Source organism: Bacillus sp. ISL-77 (assembly GCF_018613105.1).
Window position 1 is genome coordinate 84,804 of record NZ_JAGGQY010000037.1, and the last position, 18,765, is coordinate 103,568.

Below are 18,765 nucleotides of genomic sequence, written 5' to 3' on the forward strand. Positions count from 1 at the left end.
TTGGGTAGTAACTGTTACAACATTTTTGCCATTTTCTAAAATCTAGCAATATGTTTTATGGTTCTAATTTGGTAAAATAATCTTTAAGAGATTTTTTTATGATAAATTACTAGAATTAATAGAGGCAGGTGGCAGGAAATGGTGGAAACATGGCTTGTGGAACTTCTAAAAGGGACAGGCAAGTTATTTCTTCATCCTGTTTTATACTATCTTGTTTTCCTAACAGGGATTTTAGGCGTTACAAGAGTGAAGCGTGAGCGAAAAAACTTTCATGTTCGGGCACATGATGCCTATTTTGAACTCCGCCAGTTATTTCCGCAGGGAGTTCTGATCGGACTGGTTCTTTCTATTATAGTTGTTGCGGCAGGCATCGCCGTTCCATTTGCAACAATTCTACTGATTGCTGTCTTTACGTTTTTGTGGTCACTGACAACAAATATTCGATGGATATCGCCTGCGTATACGATTGGGGCTGCCTTTTTCGCGATTATATTGATTGCTGAGAATAATTGGTCGATCCCGCTCTTTACGAAGTCGTTTCAAGCACTGGGTGACAAGGTTTATCCTTCTGTTGTCGTTGTGCTAGGACTGATGTTAATTGCAGAAGGAATCCTAATTTTTAAAAATGGCGGAAAAGGGACCTCACCTAAACTTGCCAAAAGCAAACGCGGTCAAAACGTAGGGTTGCATGAAGGAAAGCGCCTCTGGATGCTTCCGTTGTTCTTACTTATACCAGGTAATGCACTGCAACTTCCATTCGATTGGTGGCCAGTCTTTCATCTGGGATCACAAGAGTACTCACTAATTCTGGTGCCATTTGCAATTGGCTTTCACCAGAAAGTCAAAGGGATGCTGCCCAAAGTTGCCATTCAGCTTCATGGACGCCGAGTAATCGCCCTTGGGGTTTTCGTTACATTACTTTCTGTCGCAGGCTATTGGTTGCCACTCAGTTCGATCGTGGTAGCGGCTCTGGCTGTCCTTGGCCGTGAATTGATTACATTAATGACAATGATGAAGGATGATAATCTCCCATTTTATTTTTCAAAAAAAAATCAAGGACTGATGATTATTGGAGTCATCCCTGAGTCCCCTGCAAGTAAAATGGGTCTGCAGGTTGGTGAAATCATCTCAAAAGCAAATGGACTGTTGGTTCGTGATGAAAAGGTGTTCTACGAAGCCCTGCAAAAAAACCGTGCGCACTGCAAGCTAGAGGTCCTCGATACCAATGGAGAGATCCGCCTCCTCCAACGTGCACTTTACGAAGGTGACCACCACGAACTGGGCATCCTCTTTGTTCAGGACGAGCGCAAGTATGATGAGAAAATAGGATAACGATGGTGCCTGACACCAAATTCAAAAAACCACTTAGCCAAAAATTGCTAAGTGGTTTTTTATGTTCTTTATTGGGTAATCTAATTGTTAAAAAACAAATAAGATTATTTCGTTGACAAGATGTATTTTATATTATAAAATTACTTTGAATTAGAGATATATTAATTAATAATATTCTAATTCGAGATTACTCTGTAATATTGAGTAGAATAATATCCTGCCAAAAAGCGTTTTGTTTATTCATGAACACTACGTAACTCTTTAGATAAAAAATTTTTAAGGTGGTGTTGAAGTTGGGTTTTTTAGGTAGACTATTTGGTGATTCAACAACAAAGGAGGAAAAAACAATGACAAAATTAAACATTGGTATTATTTTAGGTAGCACACGTCAAGGACGTGTAAGCCCACAAGTAGGGGAATGGGTGAAAGGGATTGCCGACAAACGCGGCGATGCAAACTATGAAATCGTTGATATCGCGGACTTCAAATTACCATTCTTAGGTACAACTGACGGTTCAGAACCTGGTATCGCTGAATGGAATGGAAAACTTGCTAACTTAGATGGTTTTGTATTCATTGTTCAAGAATATAACCACAGCATCACTGGTGCATTAAAAAATGCCCTTGATTTTGCACGTGAAGCATGGAATGACAAAGCTGCTGGAATCGTAAGCTATGGTTCAACAGGCGGAGCTCGTGCGGCTGAACATTTACGTGGAATTCTAGGCGAATTGAAAGTGGCGGATGTTCGTACACATCCAACCTTGTCATTATTTACAGACTTTGAAAACGGCAGTGTATTCAAGCCAGCTGAATTACACCTTACAAATGTAAATGCTATGCTTGACGAAGTGAATAGTTGGAGCGGAGCATTAAAAACAATTAGATCATAACAAAGAGGGGGGATGATGACTCATTCCCCCTTTGTTGTATTTTGAAAACAGTTGGATAGAGATGAACCTGGCATCAAGGATGACAGGTTGCGTTAATAAGGAAATTGGGTTGAATAATTGCTAAATTGTTGATAAGCCTGGTCAAGCTTTTGCTGGTCTTCGGCTTCAAGTTTGTACCAGCCATTTTGGAACATCAGGTTATACAACTCGCGGCAGCTTTGGTGCGTCTCGTTTAAAATTTGTAAGATATCAGCATGAAGTTGTTCATGACTTGCTTCACGAACGGCAATGTTCAAGCTATCCGTTAAATATTTACAAGTACTGAGCCCATCATTCAAGTAGTCACGGTCATTCATATTAGGTCCTTTAACTTTTGGCAATTGTCCGGTTTGCGGATTAGCGATTTGATTATTGTTTTGCGCTTGTTGGTTTTGCACGGTTGTACCTCCTCAGTTGACTTGTGAAGGACTTGGTATGTTCGCCATTGCTTGATTATTATTCACTTGCAGGTGAGGAAGCAATTGATTAAAATGATCCTGGTGCATCCTCCCAGCCTTATCAAGTGCCTGCTTGAAGGTTGGATTTTCGGCGTTTTGTGCTAGGGAATGGAACTTTTTAAACGCCAGAAGCTCCCACGATAACGCATCTTTTAAATACATTAAGTCTTTCGTTGTAATCGCGCGCGGCGGATTCGGAATAGGTATTTGTGTTTGATCCATGATAGTCTCCTTTAATTAGATTTATACTTCATTGTTTAGAATGAACAAACGGCTCATCCGTTATTCTGAAACCTTCTAGGGAGACATTTTTTTACATAAAAAAACCAAAGGATGTGCGTCCTTTGGCTGTCAATTGATTATAAGGATCGATATTTTTTCAATGAAAAGATATTCAAAACAATGAAAATAGCGGCGAAGATCACTAAGGCAAGAAGGTCCCCGCTTATATCACTCGAACTAAACCCTTTATACATCACACCTTTTAATGCGTCACCTGCGTAGTACATTGGCATTACCTTCGCAACTGCCTGTAACCAATCGGCCATCCCTTCAAGCGGAAAAATTCCTGCAAAAAATATTTGTGGTATAACTGCAATCGGGATAAACTGAATCATTTGGAACTCTGAGGCTGCGAAGGTCGATAACAGGATTCCAAGCGAGAGTGCCACCAAAGCTAAGACTAAATTAATGAGGAGCACATTCCATATCGACCCGACAAGGACGATGTCTAATACATTAATAGCATAGAAAACAACGATCATTGTTTGAATCACCGCGAATATTCCATAGCCAACCAAATAGGCGGTAACGATCTCCCATCTCCGAATTGGAGTGGACATCAGCCGTTCCAAGGTCCCTGTTGTTCGCTCGCGTAATAAACCAATACCAGAAATAATAAAGACGAAAAAGAATACAAAGAAACCCACTAATATCGGACTTAATACATCAAAAAAGACGGTGTCTGAATCGCCATAAACGTAGTTTATATCGATACTTTTCGGTGTCATTGCTGGCGCTTTTCCTGAACTTTGCATCATAATCTTGGCCTGGAACTGTGCCGCGATTACTTGGTTTACCTTCATTTGCAAGGCTTTCGCTTTTGAAGGGTCGTCATTCCGAAGTATCAGCTTTATTTTCCCATTCTCCTGCTGCAGCAGTCCGTCAAGGTCGTCATCTAGAATGCTATGGTTTGTTACTGACTTGTATTCTTTAACGTTAATGTCTGCCTTTTTAAAGGCGGTTATTAACCCACTATCAACGCCCGTGACACCTAATTTAGGATCGACGGTGTTGCCATTGAATAAAAAGTACATCAGGGTCAGAATCAGTAGTGGTGCCACAAATAACAAGGCTAAGGTGCGTTTGTCCCGAAACATCTGCTGACAAATTCTTTTAATTAGCGCAAGTACTCTCATGATTGTTTCACCCCTGCCTTCAAGAATACCTCATCAAAATCGTCTGTCCCGTAGAGTGCCTTTAATTCGATTGGCGTTCCACTCGTTAAAATGCGGCCGTCGCGGACCATAGCAACATAATCGCATTTCACCGCTTCATCCATGACATGGGTTGTGACAATGATGGTTTTTTGCTCGTCATTTTTCAATCGTAAAAATTCTTTCCAGATCGACAATTTTAATTCGGGATCAATGCCGACGGTTGGTTCATCTAAGATTAATATTTTAGGATCTTGAATTAACGCTATCGCCAAGGATAAACGCCGTTTCATCCCCCCAGAATAAGCAGCTACCCGTTTCTTTAAGTCGTCTGTCAGGTTTACTAAGCTGGAAACATAAGTGATTCGCTTTTTCTGTGCTTCTTTATTTAACCCGAATAGCGAAGCGAAAAACTTCAGATTTTCTTCACCTGTTAATTCTCCATACAAGGCGTCTGCTTGGGCCATATAACCAATTTCCTGAAGTAAAGCAAGATTTGGCATTTTCTTATCTAATACATGAATCGATCCGGTATCCGCCTTATCCATGCCAACAATCATTTTGACAAGGGTGGTTTTCCCGGCCCCTGAAGGTCCAATCAACCCAAATAATTGCCCCTTCTCGATCTTTAAGTTGACGTCATTTAAAACGGTTTTTTTTCCAAAGCTTTTGCTGACTTCTTCTACTTTTATGGTTGAATCCATCAATCATTCCCCCTAGGATTGTTGACGCGGTTATGATTTTATTTTACAACTCAATGAGAGATAAGCAATAAACAAAAAACAACAATGTGTTGATTATAGTCCACTAGTTAACAAAGTGTTCATTTACTTTTGAAAAAAGGCAGCCTAATTTTTTATCAACCCGGTAACATGCCTAGGGCCTAATAATGTAATCCGCGATAAGATCATCGCCATTTCCCGCGGCGGTTTTTCCATCCCGCTTTCTAGCCAGTGCTGAATCACACCGAGGTGGGCAGAGCTGACATAGGAAAATAGATATTCCACTGGGACAAGCATTTCTTCCCCTTTTATCTTTGACGTAACATGTTGGAAAAAGGTCTTTTTAATGATATCTCGTAATTTTCCTTGGAAGGATGCGTCACCTTTGGGACCCAAAATCACTTTCATAAAACTTGAATTCTCATGGAAAAACTCAAATAGGTTAATGATGAAGGGAAATGGATCATTTTCACTATTAAAATTCAAGAAATCATTTGGATTTATCTCTAGGGTCATTTTTTCAATTTCATTTAATATCTCAGCCTCACTCTGCTCCAACAAATCATATTTATCACGATAGTGGAGATAGAAGGTACCCCGATTAATATCCGCTTTTTTCGTTAAATCACGAACCGTAATTCCTTCAAAGCCTTTTTCCTCCATTAGCTCTGTTAGAGCATCACGAATTAACCGCTTCGTTCGTACGATCCGCCTATCTGTTGATTTTTCCGACATGTCAAATCCCTCCCTGAAAAATTGTTAATTGCCATACCTGCCAAACAAATTATAATATACATCGTGGATGTTAATAAACATCGTGTACATTAATTTTCTTGAATAAACAAAAGGGGATTTCTATTTTGAAGTAGGAATTTTTTTGTATATTTGGATGCATGGCTGTTAAACCTAAAGTGGGAAATCCTTATCCATGAAAGGTGGTTTAGCCATGATCATTAATTTGTTGAATGGTATTGAGTTTCAAAATCCAGATATTTTTAATCTTGAAGGAGCAGCAACAATCGTTTTTTATTTTACAGTCTACTCATGGTTAGGCTGGCTGCTCGAAAACAGTTATAACTTCTTCACGAAACAGGAGTTTTTTAAGCCGAACTTTTTATTTGGACCATTTAAACCGATGTACGGCTTTACCCCTGTCCTCCTGGTATATTTGACTTCACCAGAAACAAATTGGCTAGTGGTAATTCTCCTCTGCTTCTTGATCCCAACCATAGTGGAATATTTGACGGGAGCATTATTACAGAAGCTTTTTAACCGACAATGGTGGGACTATTCAGATTCACCTCTGCAGTTTCATGGACATATTTGTTTGCCTTTCTCTGTCTGCTGGAGTATCCTGTCGATTCTTTGCATAAAATGGATCCATCCTGCGGTTGCCTCTATGTACGGAGCGATTGAACCATATTGGGCCTGGGTCTGGTCTGCAGTAGGATTATACTTCCTTGCCGATCTTGTATTAGCCATCCGGAAACATTCATTGCAGGACCTTATTACCGATGAACCAACCAATCCAATCCAATAGGTGCCTGACACCCCAATACCATAAAAAAACTCCTTCAACTAAAAAGAAGGGGTTTTTGGCTTGTATAGGTCAATCATAATACATGGCCATGTATGATGAATTTGGGCAAAGATTTAATGTTTTAATAGAATCGACGAATGATTGTGGCAGGTGTGATCTGAATAAAAGATTAAAATTCAATGAAAAAAAGAAAACTAAGCAGAAATCATGCTAAATTGAAGTAGATCATTTCTAAAAAAATAAGATGGTTTTATAAAATATGTAAATTTGTAACCTAGGTTCATGCCATATAAAGGAGGGGTGACGATGATACAGCGGATTTTGGTTGTAGAGGATGAAAAACAGATCGCCAAGATATTAAAGATCGAACTGGAGTATGAGGGATACGAAGTAAATGTTGCTTATGATGGGAAATCGGGATTGCAGGCAGCCTTACATGAAAAATTGGATTTAATTTTATTGGATGTTATGCTGCCTGAAATGAATGGCATTGAGGTTTTAAGAAAAATACGAAAAGAGAATAACCTCATACCTGTTATTTTATTAACAGCCCGTAATATGACCATGGACAAGGTAGCAGGACTCGATCAAGGGGCGAATGATTATATCACCAAGCCATTTGAAATCGAGGAATTATTAGCAAGAATTCGCTCTTGTCTTCGGCAAAGTACCATTGCAGTCATGGCATCACAATCGAATGACTCCTTATTAGAAATAAGAGATTTAACTGTTAATCTGGATACAAGAGAGGTCATCAGGGGGGAGACTTCCATCATGTTAACTCCCAAGGAATTCGACTTACTCGTTTATTTGCTATCCAATAAAAATCGAATTGTCACGAGGGAGAGCATCCTCCTTCATGTTTGGGGCTATGAATATGAAGGGGAAACCAATGTCATTGATGTGTTTATCAGACATTTACGAAAGAAAATTGAAGAAGGTTTTTCTGACCCAACGATTATTCAGACGGTAAGGGGCATTGGTTATACCGTAAGGGAGAATTAACAAATGAAGATTACCACAAAAATAAATCTTATTACTACGGCTTGGATTTTATGTATGTTACTTGCTGTGAATGCGGTTGTCTTTTTTTCATTTATGAAGATTACTGTCAATATGGAAGATGGTGAACTACTTCAAAAGGCTGATTATTTGATAAACGAAATCAACAAGGGAGATTCTCTAGCGGTTATTAAAGAAAAATTAACTCCATACCTAACGAACCAGTCTTTTATAAGGATCGTTCAGCCAGATTCGAAAATAGTTAATCAAGTAACGAATGATCCGAAATTAGCGGCTAAAATAAAACCACAATTCACTACTGAAAAAGGTACGGAAAGGAGGACCATTAGACTTAAACATCAAGAAGAACAAATTGCCATTGTCAGGGTGCCAATCCAATCAAATGGCCATGTAGTAGGAACACTAGAGTTTGGGGAGAAATTAGTAGGATTGGAAACAGGAAAAGACTTATTACTCTCCATTCTTGCCTTTTGTACCATTTTAGGTGCGGTACTATCACTGCTCGGTGGTAGATGGTTGTCCAATCTGATTATGAAACCTATCTCCAATATGATTAATACAATGGAGGATATCGAAAAAAGTGGGATCCCGAAAAAGATCATCATCCAACATGAGACAAAGGATGAATTGCAAAAATTGGCCGTTACGTTTAATCGGATGATTGGCAGATTAGAGGCAAATCTCGAAAAACAGCGGCAATTTATTTCGGATGCTTCACATGAATTAAAAACCCCGCTTACTGTGATCAAAAGTTATGCAGACCTACTGCTAAGACGGGGGTTAAAAAATGAAGAGGTGGCCCATGATGCGATTGAATCGATTCATTCAGAAGCAACAAGAATTCAAAAAATGACAGAAAGGTTTCTGGATTTAGCCGATACAGAATCAGGTAATCTTTTAGAACCAAAAGTAATCAATTTAGTTTCCTTGTGCGAAGATATCTTCAAGCAGCTTAAAAGTGCCTATAAAAGGGAAATTAACCTCCATTACCAAGAACCAGCCATTACGGTTATCGCGGATGAAGTCAAGCTAAAGCAGGCAATGATAATCTTAATCGATAACGCAATTAAATATAGTACAGATAAAATAGATGTGTACTTACTGGATAAGGAACAATTGACGATTATTACCGTAAAAGATTACGGAATCGGCATACCTGAGTGTGAAATAGAGAATGTCTTTGAACGGTTTTACCGCGTGGACAAGGCACGAAGCAGGGAGACAGGCGGGACAGGTTTAGGCTTGTCGATTGCCAAAAATATTATGAAGCAGCATCAAGGAGAAATCATCGTAAAAAGTACGGAGGGAGTGGGAACAGAGGTAGAGTTGTTCTTACCCAAACGGAAAGTTGGAAAGGAAATGTTTTTCGAGTGATTAAAATATTGATAGTATGTGTTATTCTTTTATTCATTTTGTTTCTTATCTATTCCATATTGCCAACTATCCTGATCCGGATTAGCGGAAGGGGAATCATCAAGACGATCCATGCTCCGGCTATTGCATTAACGTTTGATGATGGCCCCAATCCTGAATACACACCACAGTTGCTTGATCTTTTGAAAAAGTACAGTGTAAAGGCATCCTTTTTTGTGGTCGGCAGTAAAGTGAAAGCCTATCCTGCCATTATTAAACGGATGAGTCAGGAGGGACATACGATTGGAATTCATCATTATGACCATATTTCAAGTTGGATTCTCTCCCCCTTTCGCTTAAAAAAACAACTGCAAATGACAGAACAGACAATCAAAGAATGCACCAATGAAAAGGTATCCTTTTACCGGCCGCCATGGGGGAGTTTTAATAGTGCCAGCCTATTTTTGAGCAAGCGATATAAAGTGATTATGTGGTCGCATATCTTCGGTGATTGGAAGGTAGCGAAGGGTAAAAACGGCCTGCTTGAAGAATTACTCCAAACGACAGAAGCAGGCTCTGTATTGTTGCTTCATGATTGTGGGGAAACATTGGGTGCTGATAGGCTAGCTCCCCGTTATATGCTAAAGTGCTTAGAAATCTATTTACAAGAAAACATAAAAAAGGGCACAAAATTTATCACATTAAAAGAAGTGAACTTTTAGAGGCTGCTATGAATGTAGAGACAATTATTAATTATATTAATATATATGGTTACCTAGTCATTTTTCTCTTTTTATTCTTTGGTATTGTGGGCATTCCTGCTCCTGAAGAATCGCTGCTCTTTTTAATCGGCGTGCTGAGTTTTCATCATAAGCTCTCAATAGGGCTAGCCATACTAAGTTCCATTCTGGGAGCGTTTATTGGAATGCAAACAGCCTATTCGATTGGAAAATATGCAGGTTCCCCTTTTATAAAAAAATTCGGTAAGTATGTCGGGATTAGCGATGACCGTTGGGAAAAAGTAAGTCGTATATATACGAAAAATGTACGCAAAACAATCGTTATCGGTTTTTATCTGCCAGGTATTAGGCAGATAAGTCCGTATTTTGCTGGGATTACAAACATTCCATTTCGGCGGTTTTTCCTTTTTTCCCTGCTAGGCACTCTTCTCTGGACCATCCCTTTTATTGTGGGAGGCTATTATGCAGGAAAGGTATTTCATATAAATCCAGACTATATTCCATATTTAGGAATGGTATTTTTCATTCTTTTTCTGCTATTTGTTATACTTAAGTATATAAAAAGGAAAAAAACGGCATCAGCTGAATAGGAGAAAATAATACAAAACCTGAAAAGGCATCTTTTCAGGTTTTTGTTTTTAGACCAAGCTAAAAAAAAGCTGAAGGTAAGATTAAAAATCCATTAAAAAACGAGTTTTTCAAGAAATGAGTGATACATTGAAAGGGTAATTTAGAAATCATCATTTTCAAAGTTCGATGTCTAGTAGAACAGGAGATGGAATAAGTGAAGAAGATTTTGTTTTTACCACTCTTACAAATGCAATCGGGACATCATCAAGTCGCTGAGGCATTAATGGATCTGTTAAAAAATCATACAGATGATCTTACATTTAAAAAAATCGACTTGTTAAGTTATACAAATAAATCGTTAGAAAAAGTGATTACAAATGGCTATCTCAATTGGATTCGCTACGCGCCAGAAACTTATAATCTTGCCTATAAAAGCTTTTTTTACGTATCACCAACTAAAAAACATTCCTTTAAATGGTATCAACCCCTCTTTTTGAAGAAAATGGAGCAATTGTTAGCGGAGGAAAAACCAGATTTACTTGTTTGTACACATGGGTTCCCTTCTTATCTTCTTAGTAAGTTAAAAATGAAGGGAAAATGCGACATACCGATTATTAACGTTTACACAGATTTTTTTATTAATAGTGTTTGGGGAAGAGAGGGGATTGATTTCCATTTTCTCCCTAGCCAAGAGATCAAACGAAAACTCGGCAGAAAATATCAAGCCACGAACCAACAGATGATGGTCACTGGTATTCCTGTCCATGAAGAAATTACAAAAACCCTTCATCGGAAACAAGATAATGAGCGTCTCAAAATCTTATTATCTGGAGGAAATAGCGGTTTGGGCGGGATTTTGAAACTAGCTGAAGAGTTAAAGCTCTCCTCAAACTTAGACTTCTTCGTATTGTGTGGTAATAACAAGAAGCTTTATGATGAAATTCTTTCGTGGGATCTAGATTATATCAAACCATTAACCTATCTTTCTTCAAGATCAGAAATGAATTTACTTTATGAAGAAGTGGATGCGATTATCTCAAAACCGGGTGGAGTCACAATAAGTGAAGCAATCCAAAAAAGACTGCCAATCTTTGTTCATTCTGCACTTCCAGGGCAGGAGGAAATAAATCTCCAATATTTAAAGCGGAAAGAGCTAGTATTTGAGCTTGACCAGAGCACTCCATTGGAAAAACAGTTGCTTAGTGTTTTAACGAACCAGAAAAAAATGAAAGGCTGGGAGGATGCTATTGATGCTTACCAGCAGGGAATTGAGCTAGAGAAGCCGGAAAATATCGTGGAGTTAATAGAAACAATCCTTGAACAAAAGACGAGCAGCAGGCAGTCGGGATTGGTTAGATTTTCTTCTCCTTTGAGAATATAAGATTGTTGAACCACATGAATCTGGAGGTTGGTTAAGATGTCTCACATAGACTATAGTATTTTTCAAATAATCAATCACTTTGCAATAAGTGAGCGATTTTTAAACCCATTGATGATATTTTTAGCAGAAAAAGCAGAGTATCTATTTTTTGCAGGAATCATTTTTTATTGGTTTTATCATAAATCACAAAACCGAAAAATGGTTGTTGAGGTTATTCTGGCCGCTAGTGTTGCGTTAAGTATAAATGGAGAAATAGGTCACTTTTTTTACCGGAATCGTCCTTTTGTCACCCATCATGTAAACTGGTTAATCCCTCATGTGAAAAACGCCTCGTTTCCAAGTGACCACGCGACTGCCGCATTCGTAATCGCGACGTCCATTTGGATTTGGAAAAAACGTGACGGCTGGATGTGGTTGGTCTTAGCTGCAGGCATTGCTCTGTCCCGTGTTTGGACAGGAGTCCATTATCCTTTAGATGTGGCTGCAGGGATGCTCATTGGGGCAAGTGTTGCTTGTGCCATCCATTTCTTACTAGTCCGATTCGAGGAAATAAACAAAGTAATTCTTTGGTTAATTGAGTACTATGAGAAAATTGAGAGTAATCTTTTAAAAAAGAACCGTCTAGTCAGAAAAAGATAGGAAGTCGAACGAGGCAGCGGCTATATATGTGTTAAAAGAGGGACTTTGCTTTGAAAGTAAAACTGAATATGGAAAAGGAAGAGCCACTAAGGTTCTTTTTTTTTGTCATAAATCAGCTAAACTGTCATAAAATCTAAAGTTATTTGCTCGCTTAAAAAGTAAATATCCCCAGAGTAGGAAGGAGGATTTCATGTTTTATGCGATGTGGTTGGAAGGTCAATCGTTGTGGAATACCCCAATACTAGCTTGCCTCATTTGTATAGCGGTTTTATATGTAGTCTTAGTACTTTCTTTTACAAAAATAAAGCTTCATCAAAAACAACCCCTGCTTTTTTTCCTCAGTTTAAGCATTATGTACGGAACCTTTGGCAGTCCATTTGAAACCATAAGTCACTTGTCGTATAGTTTGCACATGCTGCAAATGAGCATTTTATACTTTATTATCCCACCTCTATTTTTATTAGGAATTCCAGATTCATTTCTCCAGCAAATTCGTCATCTCTCCATCTTTGTAAGAGTAAGCAAGTTTTTCTTACCGCCAATTGCTGCACTTTATGCTTTTGGAGCAATGTTCTTGATGTACCATTTCCCAGTAGTTTTAACGACTCTCTCTCAAAATTCGTTTGTCCATAATGGGTACCTATTTGTGCTGTTTGTCCTATCTTTTAGGATGTGGGGGCCAATAGCCTCTCCTGACTCGAAGAAGTATGGTTCAAAAGGGCAAAATAAACGATATCTATTTTTGAGCGGGCTTGTATTAATGCCTGCCTGTTTGCTTTTCATATTAACTGCCTTTATTGGTGGAATGAATAATCCTCTACTTACACAACTAACCGCGAACCTTTGTATCTCACCTTCCCAATTAAGTTCTCTCAATATACTGCCATCACCATTTAATACAAGACTTGATCAATTGTTTGCGGGAATCCTAATGTTGGGAATGCATAAATTTGGATTAACCTTGACCGTTCGTCTTGGTAAAAAAATGAATAGTGGGAATGTGGTGGGGATTGTTGACTGACCGCCACTTCCCACTATTTTTTCTGTGTGCGGATACTTTCCGGTGCCGTTAAATATATTCCGCCATAATTTTGGGAATAGTATGTAAGAAGTGTGCTTAATTAATTAAATTAGCCAAAAGATTAGGTGGGATTTTTATTTACAAAAAACAAGAGCGGAAGCTCATTTGGCTGGCTTTTATTGTTGCATCCATTATGGGACTGTCGATCATTGGACGGCTTTTTTCAGGATAAGAAAGGAGGGAGTTTAATGGGTAATGAGGAAGCAGTATTTTTTAGTCGTGTCCTCACAGAATTGACCTTGTCTTTTCACATCATTTACGCAACCATTGGTGTCGGGATTCCGCTGATGATTATGATTGCTCAATGGGTAGGGATAAAGAAACAAGATGAACACTATATTTTATTAGCTCGAAGGTGGACAAGGGGATTTGTGATTACCGTGGCTGTGGGCGTTGTGACCGGGACCGCGATAGGGTTACAACTCTCACTCCTATGGCCCAATTTTATGCAATTAGCGGGAAATGTGATTGCCCTGCCGTTATTTATGGAGACATTTGCGTTTTTCTTTGAAGCGATTTTTTTAGGTATTTACATATATACTTGGGATCGGTTTAAGGACCAGAAAAAACATCTGCTCCTGCTGATTCCGGTTGCGTTGGGAGCCTCTTTTTCTGCCGTTTTTATTACGATTGTCAATGCATTTATGAATGCGCCACAAGGCTTTGATGTCGTTAATGGCCAATTAGTGAATGTCAGTCCATTTGTGGCCATGTTTAATCCGGCGATGCCGACAAAGGTAGCCCATGTGGTTGTCACCGCCTATATGACTTCAGCGTTTGTCCTGGCTGCGATTGGTGCCTTTCGTTTACTTAAGGGGTCAAACCATGCGTATCATAAAAAGGCTTTGTTTTTAACAATGAAACTTGGATTCGTCTTTTCCGTAGCAACCGCTCTTTTAGGAGATTTCTCCGGAAAGTATTTGGCCGAATATCAGCCAGAAAAATTAGCTGCTGCCGAGTGGCACTTTGAAACCGGGAAAGGTGTACCGCTTGTCTTATACGGTGTCCTTGATAATGGCGAAGTAAAATATGCACTGAAAATTCCCTTTGCACTCAGCATTCTGGCTCATGAAGTTCCTAATGCAAAAGTGATAGGACTTGATCAATTTCCGAAGGATGAAGTGCCGCCCCTGTATATCCACTATTTATTCGATACGATGGTGACGATTGGGATGTGGATGACCGTTTTGTCTTTGGTGTATGTAATTGGTACTTGGCGCCACTGGGGTTTCGTTTTGTCCAAATGGTTTCGTTGGCTGCTTGTGCTCGGCGGCCCTCTCTCCATTCTTGCGATTGAGGCGGGGTGGTGGTTGGACGAGGTCGGCCGTCAGCCATGGGTTCTGCGCGGGATTTTACGAACTAAAGATGCAGCGACGACAAGCGGTCAAGTGGATATCATGTTGGTTTTATTTGCTGGGCTTTATCTTGTCCTCGGGGTTGGCAGTGCAGTTGTACTCTGGCGGATGTTCCGAAAGAACACGGTGGAACAGGAATTGGCCGATAGAGCCTCCGAGAAAGCGGGTGATGTGCTATGACACTGGAAATCGTCGGAATAAGCGCATTGGGGTTGTTTCTCTTTGGATATATTATCATTGCGTCCATTGATTTTGGGGCAGGATTTTTTAACGCGTTTAGTACATTAACCGGGAAACAGCATATTTTGACGAAGATTATTCAACGCTATTTATCGCCAGTTTGGGAAGTCACCAATGTCTTTTTAGTGTTTTTCTTCGTCGGGATGGTTGGTTTTTTTCCAAAAACTGCTTATTACTTCGGCACAACCTTACTTGTGCCGGCAAGCATTGCGATTATTTTACTAGCGATTCGGGGAGCTTATTATGCCTTTACAACCTACGGGGGACTCAAGCATAAGCGGTACACCATTTTGTATGGGTTGACGGGATTATTTATTCCAGCGTCGCTGTCGAGTGTCTTGACCATTTCAGAAGGCGGCTTTGTGTCAATGGAAAGTTCTGCGCCTGTGCTTGATTATTGGGCTTTGTTTACTAGTCCTTTATCGTGGAGTATTGTGGTCCTTAGTCTGACAGCCGTATTATATATCTCCGCTGTTTTCTTGACATGGTATGCCCATCATGCAAAGGATGAAGCGGCAACGAACCTTCTACGTAAATATGCGCTTAGTTGGGCAGGACCGGCAATTATCACGGCTGCGGGTATTATCATAGAAATGAGGACGCACAATCCGGAACATTATCAGCGCTTACTCGACCTTTGGTGGTTGTTCGGATTGTCTGTCGTTTTCTTTGCTGGAACCGTTTATTTGATTTGGAAGCGGCGTGCGTACGGTCTGGCATTCTGGTTATTAGTCGGACAATTTGCGCTTGCCTTTTTGGCCTATGGCGCTTCCCATTATCCTTATTTACTGTATCCCTATCTCACCCTTTATGATAGTTTTACGAATCAATCGATGGCGATTGCCCTGATTGTTGCCTTCATTGCAGGGTTAGGATTACTCCTGCCATCGCTGTATTTACTGCTAAAATTGTTTCTGTTTAACAAGGAATATGTACAAGGGAATCGAAATGATGAACATGCTTAGGGGGAATGAACATGGATGATTTCTTGCTCTTTTATGCCCCGTTTCTTGTGATGATTGTGTCTATTGTCACGGCGTTCTGGATATCTCTGAAAGATGATGCGATAAAAAAATCGTGACTATGGCGAGCCAATATGTAGCAATGTGATTTTTATATTCAGTAAAAAGAGAAGAGCCAGTTCGGTTCTTCTTTTTATGTAATACCTATGAACATGCTACATATCGATATATAATAACAATATAAAAATTGCACCCTTCGTAAATAAATGGAGGAATAACGTTGTGGCACAAAACTTAGGAAAATCACTTATAGAAATACTGTTAGTCTCGACTAGACTTGGTTTAACATCTTTCGGCGGACCAGTCGCTCACTTAGGTTACTTTTATGAAGAATATGTTCAAAAAAGAAAATGGATTGATGAAAAAGGTTATGCTGATTTAGTGGCTTTGTGTCAATTTTTGCCTGGTCCCGCAAGCAGCCAGGTTGGAATTGGAATCGGCGTGCTACGAGGCGGCCTCCTGGGCGGGATTTTAGCGTTTATTGGTTTTACCGCTCCCTCTGTGATTGCCTTGATTCTTTTTGCAATGATTCTTAAGGGTTTGGAAATAAATGATAGCGGGTGGATCCATGGGTTGAAAATTGTTGCAGTAGCAGTCGTGGCCCATGCAGTTTTAGGAATGGCGCAAAAATTAACCCCTGATATCCAAAGAAAAGCGATTGCTTTATTTACGTTAGCAGGTACGCTGTTGTGGCAGACAGCCTATACCCAAGTCGGTCTGATTTTATTAGCGGGAGCGACCGGTCTGCTTATTTATAAAAAACACGAGGTAGAAAAGGAAGCTACCACGATTGATTTTCCTATCTCTAAACGATTTGCCGTTATTTGTTTAGTATTGTTTTTTGGGCTTCTAGTTCTTTTGCCTCTATTAAGAGAAGTAACTTCGATCGATTGGATTGGATGGTTTGACAGTTTTTATCGGTCAGGCTCTCTTGTTTTTGGAGGAGGCCACGTGGTGCTCCCATTACTTGAACACGAATTTGTACCGACTGGGTGGTTAAGTAAAGAAGAGTTCCTAAGTGGATATGGCGCAACTCAAGCGGTACCAGGACCGTTATTTACCTTTGCTGCATATATTGGGACCGTAATCAATGGGTGGAAGGGTGGAATCCTAGCCACTGTCGCTATTTTCTTACCAGCATTCCTGCTTGTTTTAGGAACACTGCCTTTTTGGAACATGCTGCGGCAGAATCCTAAGATAAAAGGAGCATTGATGGGAGTAAATGCTGCTGTTGTTGGTATATTGATTGCAGCCTTTTACGAGCCAATCTGGACAAGTTCTATTTTGGCTCCCATTGATTTTGCTTTTGCTGCGATCTTATTTAGTATGTTGGCGTATTGGAAACTTCCGCCGTGGGTTATTGTGATCACCGGAGCGGTGGGCGGTTCACTTATCACCTTATTATAAAAAATCCCTCTTTTTCAGAGGGATTTGTTTATGAATAACAATTTTTCTGTAGGTTTTGTCCGGAAGATCTCTGATGTAAGACTGGGTTCTAAATCATTTTAAACTTCGTTTTAAGAAAGCCTTCGTTCGTTCATTCTTAGGGTTTGTAAACAACTCGGCGGGCGAACCAGATTCCACAATCTCCCCATTGTCCATAAAAATAACCCGGTTTGCTACTTCCTTGGCGAATCCCATCTCATGTGTCACAACAATCATCGTCATGTGTTCTTCGGCCAAATCCTTCATCACTTGTAATACCTCACCAGTTAATTCGGGGTCCAATGCAGAAGTAGGCTCATCAAAAAGCAGAATTTCTGGGTTTAACATGAGCGCTCTGGCAATGGCGACTCGTTGTTTTTGCCCGCCTGAGAGATTGGCTGGATAGGCTGCTGCCCGGTCAGTAAGCCCGATTTTCTCGAGTAGTTCACTACTTCGTTGCTGAATTTTAGCGGGCGCTTCCTTCTTCAGCATTTTTGGAGCTAGTTCCAAATTTTCTTTCACCGTGAGATGCGGAAAGAGGTTAAAATGCTGAAAAACCATCCCCATTTTTGCATTGATCTCTTTAATCTCCAGGGGTTTTGCATAAACGCCGTCCTTTACTAAATGCTTACCGGAGACACAAATCGTGCCACCGTCTATTTTTTCAAGATGGACCAAACTGCGGAGCATCGTACTTTTCCCGGAACCGGAGGGACCAATGACGGCTAACACATCATTTTTATTTACATCAAAGCTAATCTGTTTTAGGACATCCAAATTCCCATACGATTTTTTGAGGTTAGCTATTTCCATGACAGGCATAGTTACCACTCCTTCTTATTCAAATTTGAACCGTTTTTCGAGCCATTTAAAGACCATCGTTAAGAGGAGCGTCATGATCAAGTAAATAATACCGGCGACGAAGAAAGGAACGATGGTAAAGTCGCGGTTTACAGCTGTCTGCGCAAAATGCAACAATTCCGGTACGGCAACCGCATAGAGCAGTGCGGTATCTTTGACCAATGTAACAGATTCGTTCGCAACAGCGGGAAGGGCGATCCGGAACATTTGCGGCAGGATGACCTTTGTCAACGTCTGCCATTTATTCAGGCCGAGCACTTGCGATGCCTCATATTGACCTTTATCAATCGCAAGAAGCCCGCCGCGAAAAATTTCGGCGAAATAGGCAGCATAGTTCAAGATAAAACCTAAACAGGCAGCGACAAAGCGGTCCAAAACTAAATATTCTCCAACTACTGGTATCATCGGCAGCCCGAAACAGATAAATAACAGCTGAAGCAAGAGCGGTGTACCGCGCATCACGTAAATATATCCTTGTGCAAGCAGGGACACAGGCTTAAAACGGCTGCCGACTGCCAGCGTTAATATAAACCCAAGTGGAATCGAAACCACGATCGCAATGACAAACAGGAGGACTGTCATCTGGGCGCCTTCGAGCATTGGTTTAAGTATGGAAATCAGATAATCAAAAGACATATATGTTCCTCCAAAAGCA

21 protein-coding genes are annotated in these 18,765 nt (G+C 40.1%); 14 read left to right on the forward strand and 7 right to left on the reverse strand.

Annotation, left to right across the window (positions count from 1 at the left end; translation table 11 throughout):
* Nucleotides 1-138 precede the first annotated feature (138 nt).
* A complete protein-coding gene (locus J7E77_RS15320) occupies nt 139-1,332 on the forward strand; it encodes a PDZ domain-containing protein (protein WP_214715491.1) in 1,194 nt (397 codons plus the stop codon).
* Between the two features lie 293 nt (nt 1,333-1,625).
* Complete coding sequence (locus tag J7E77_RS15325; protein ID WP_214715493.1) at nt 1,626-2,225, forward strand: NADPH-dependent FMN reductase; 600 nt, start codon at nt 1,626-1,628, stop codon at nt 2,223-2,225.
* A gap of 92 nt (nt 2,226-2,317) precedes the next feature.
* Here J7E77_RS15325 and J7E77_RS15330 read toward each other — a convergent pair whose 3' ends face one another.
* The 5 genes from J7E77_RS15330 to J7E77_RS15350 all read right to left on the reverse strand — a co-directional run bounded on the left by J7E77_RS15330 (nt 2,318) and on the right by J7E77_RS15350 (nt 5,615).
* The gene (locus tag J7E77_RS15330) at nt 2,318-2,662 is read right to left on the reverse strand and encodes a spore coat protein (protein WP_308160629.1); all 345 of its coding nucleotides are present in this window, start codon (nt 2,660-2,662) and stop codon (nt 2,318-2,320) included.
* Nucleotides 2,663-2,674: 12 nt separating this feature from the next.
* Nucleotides 2,675-2,944 carry a ferritin family protein gene (locus J7E77_RS15335; protein ID WP_214715494.1) on the reverse strand — a complete coding sequence of 90 codons (270 nt, stop codon included), beginning with the start codon at nt 2,942-2,944 and terminating at the stop codon, nt 2,675-2,677.
* Between the two features lie 137 nt (nt 2,945-3,081).
* Complete coding sequence (locus J7E77_RS15340; protein WP_214715495.1) at nt 3,082-4,140, reverse strand: ABC transporter permease; 1,059 nt, start codon at nt 4,138-4,140, stop codon at nt 3,082-3,084.
* Nucleotides 4,137-4,862: an ABC transporter ATP-binding protein gene (locus J7E77_RS15345; protein WP_214715496.1), complete on the reverse strand. Its 726-nt coding sequence runs from the start codon at nt 4,860-4,862 to the stop codon at nt 4,137-4,139. The genes J7E77_RS15340 and J7E77_RS15345 overlap by 4 nt, the downstream gene beginning before the upstream one ends.
* A 144-nt stretch (nt 4,863-5,006) precedes the next feature.
* Complete coding sequence (locus tag J7E77_RS15350; RefSeq protein ID WP_214715497.1) at nt 5,007-5,615, reverse strand: TetR/AcrR family transcriptional regulator; 609 nt, start codon at nt 5,613-5,615, stop codon at nt 5,007-5,009.
* A gap of 211 nt (nt 5,616-5,826) precedes the next feature.
* Between J7E77_RS15350 and J7E77_RS15355 the strand changes: the two genes are divergently transcribed.
* From J7E77_RS15355 to chrA, 12 genes are all read left to right on the forward strand, one after another.
* Complete coding sequence (locus J7E77_RS15355) at nt 5,827-6,420, forward strand: putative ABC transporter permease (protein ID WP_214715498.1); 594 nt, start codon at nt 5,827-5,829, stop codon at nt 6,418-6,420.
* A 306-nt stretch (nt 6,421-6,726) separates the two neighbouring features.
* Nucleotides 6,727-7,425, forward strand: a complete 699-nt coding sequence (locus J7E77_RS15360; protein ID WP_214715499.1) for a response regulator transcription factor — start codon at nt 6,727-6,729, stop codon at nt 7,423-7,425.
* Between the two features lie 3 nt (nt 7,426-7,428).
* Complete coding sequence (locus J7E77_RS15365) at nt 7,429-8,817, forward strand: sensor histidine kinase (RefSeq protein ID WP_214715501.1); 1,389 nt, start codon at nt 7,429-7,431, stop codon at nt 8,815-8,817.
* On the forward strand, nt 8,814-9,518 hold the full coding sequence (locus J7E77_RS15370) for a polysaccharide deacetylase family protein (protein ID WP_308160633.1): 705 nt from the start codon (nt 8,814-8,816) through the stop codon (nt 9,516-9,518). Before J7E77_RS15365 ends, J7E77_RS15370 begins: the two co-directional genes overlap by 4 nt.
* A gap of 8 nt (nt 9,519-9,526) precedes the next feature.
* Nucleotides 9,527-10,126, forward strand: coding sequence for a DedA family protein (locus tag J7E77_RS15375; RefSeq protein WP_214715502.1), 600 nt, complete (start codon nt 9,527-9,529; stop codon nt 10,124-10,126).
* A 194-nt stretch (nt 10,127-10,320) separates the two neighbouring features.
* Nucleotides 10,321-11,487: an MGDG synthase family glycosyltransferase gene (locus J7E77_RS15380; protein ID WP_214715503.1), complete on the forward strand. Its 1,167-nt coding sequence runs from the start codon at nt 10,321-10,323 to the stop codon at nt 11,485-11,487.
* Between the two features lie 36 nt (nt 11,488-11,523).
* Nucleotides 11,524-12,126, forward strand: a complete 603-nt coding sequence (locus J7E77_RS15385; protein WP_214715504.1) for an undecaprenyl-diphosphatase — start codon at nt 11,524-11,526, stop codon at nt 12,124-12,126.
* A 190-nt stretch (nt 12,127-12,316) separates the two neighbouring features.
* Nucleotides 12,317-13,147, forward strand: coding sequence for a cytochrome c oxidase assembly protein (locus J7E77_RS15390; RefSeq protein ID WP_214715505.1), 831 nt, complete (start codon nt 12,317-12,319; stop codon nt 13,145-13,147).
* A gap of 248 nt (nt 13,148-13,395) precedes the next feature.
* Nucleotides 13,396-14,742 carry a cytochrome ubiquinol oxidase subunit I gene (locus tag J7E77_RS15395; RefSeq protein WP_214715506.1) on the forward strand — a complete coding sequence of 449 codons (1,347 nt, stop codon included), beginning with the start codon at nt 13,396-13,398 and terminating at the stop codon, nt 14,740-14,742.
* Complete coding sequence (locus tag J7E77_RS15400) at nt 14,739-15,767, forward strand: cytochrome d ubiquinol oxidase subunit II (protein ID WP_214715508.1); 1,029 nt, start codon at nt 14,739-14,741, stop codon at nt 15,765-15,767. The genes J7E77_RS15395 and J7E77_RS15400 overlap by 4 nt, the downstream gene beginning before the upstream one ends.
* Before the next feature lie 11 nt (nt 15,768-15,778).
* On the forward strand, nt 15,779-15,883 hold the full coding sequence (cydS, locus tag J7E77_RS31765) for a cytochrome bd oxidase small subunit CydS family protein (RefSeq protein ID WP_374102978.1): 105 nt from the start codon (nt 15,779-15,781) through the stop codon (nt 15,881-15,883).
* Nucleotides 15,884-16,046: 163 nt separating this feature from the next.
* Nucleotides 16,047-17,231: a chromate efflux transporter gene (chrA, locus tag J7E77_RS15405; RefSeq protein WP_214715509.1), complete on the forward strand. Its 1,185-nt coding sequence runs from the start codon at nt 16,047-16,049 to the stop codon at nt 17,229-17,231.
* A gap of 93 nt (nt 17,232-17,324) precedes the next feature.
* On the opposite strand, the gene J7E77_RS15410 is transcribed toward chrA, so the two are convergent.
* Both J7E77_RS15410 and J7E77_RS15415 read right to left on the reverse strand, forming a co-directional pair.
* A complete protein-coding gene (locus tag J7E77_RS15410; RefSeq protein ID WP_214715510.1) occupies nt 17,325-18,071 on the reverse strand; it encodes an amino acid ABC transporter ATP-binding protein in 747 nt (248 codons plus the stop codon).
* A gap of 15 nt (nt 18,072-18,086) precedes the next feature.
* Complete coding sequence (locus J7E77_RS15415; protein WP_168245686.1) at nt 18,087-18,746, reverse strand: amino acid ABC transporter permease; 660 nt, start codon at nt 18,744-18,746, stop codon at nt 18,087-18,089.
* Between the last annotated feature and the right edge of the window lie 19 nt (nt 18,747-18,765).

Excerpts from the sequence above, each read along its gene's own strand:
- J7E77_RS15375 (WP_214715502.1), top strand. The coding sequence starts at position 9,527 with ATGAATGTAGAGACAATTATTAATTATATTAATATATATGGTTACCTA.
- cydS (WP_374102978.1), top strand. The coding sequence starts at position 15,779 with ATGGATGATTTCTTGCTCTTTTATGCCCCGTTTCTTGTGATGATTGTG.
- J7E77_RS15360 (WP_214715499.1), top strand. The coding sequence starts at position 6,727 with ATGATACAGCGGATTTTGGTTGTAGAGGATGAAAAACAGATCGCCAAG.
- J7E77_RS15345 (WP_214715496.1), bottom strand. The coding sequence starts at position 4,862 with ATGGATTCAACCATAAAAGTAGAAGAAGTCAGCAAAAGCTTTGGAAAA.
- J7E77_RS15340 (WP_214715495.1), bottom strand. The coding sequence starts at position 4,140 with ATGAGAGTACTTGCGCTAATTAAAAGAATTTGTCAGCAGATGTTTCGG.
- J7E77_RS15415 (WP_168245686.1), bottom strand. The coding sequence starts at position 18,746 with ATGTCTTTTGATTATCTGATTTCCATACTTAAACCAATGCTCGAAGGC.
- J7E77_RS15390 (WP_214715505.1), top strand. The coding sequence starts at position 12,317 with ATGTTTTATGCGATGTGGTTGGAAGGTCAATCGTTGTGGAATACCCCA.
- J7E77_RS15335 (WP_214715494.1), bottom strand. The coding sequence starts at position 2,944 with ATGGATCAAACACAAATACCTATTCCGAATCCGCCGCGCGCGATTACA.
- J7E77_RS15355 (WP_214715498.1), top strand. The coding sequence starts at position 5,827 with ATGATCATTAATTTGTTGAATGGTATTGAGTTTCAAAATCCAGATATT.
- J7E77_RS15365 (WP_214715501.1), top strand. The coding sequence starts at position 7,429 with ATGAAGATTACCACAAAAATAAATCTTATTACTACGGCTTGGATTTTA.
- J7E77_RS15320 (WP_214715491.1), top strand. The coding sequence starts at position 139 with ATGGTGGAAACATGGCTTGTGGAACTTCTAAAAGGGACAGGCAAGTTA.
- J7E77_RS15400 (WP_214715508.1), top strand. The coding sequence starts at position 14,739 with ATGACACTGGAAATCGTCGGAATAAGCGCATTGGGGTTGTTTCTCTTT.
- J7E77_RS15350 (WP_214715497.1), bottom strand. The coding sequence starts at position 5,615 with ATGTCGGAAAAATCAACAGATAGGCGGATCGTACGAACGAAGCGGTTA.
- J7E77_RS15395 (WP_214715506.1), top strand. The coding sequence starts at position 13,396 with ATGGGTAATGAGGAAGCAGTATTTTTTAGTCGTGTCCTCACAGAATTG.
- J7E77_RS15410 (WP_214715510.1), bottom strand. The coding sequence starts at position 18,071 with ATGCCTGTCATGGAAATAGCTAACCTCAAAAAATCGTATGGGAATTTG.
- J7E77_RS15385 (WP_214715504.1), top strand. The coding sequence starts at position 11,524 with ATGTCTCACATAGACTATAGTATTTTTCAAATAATCAATCACTTTGCA.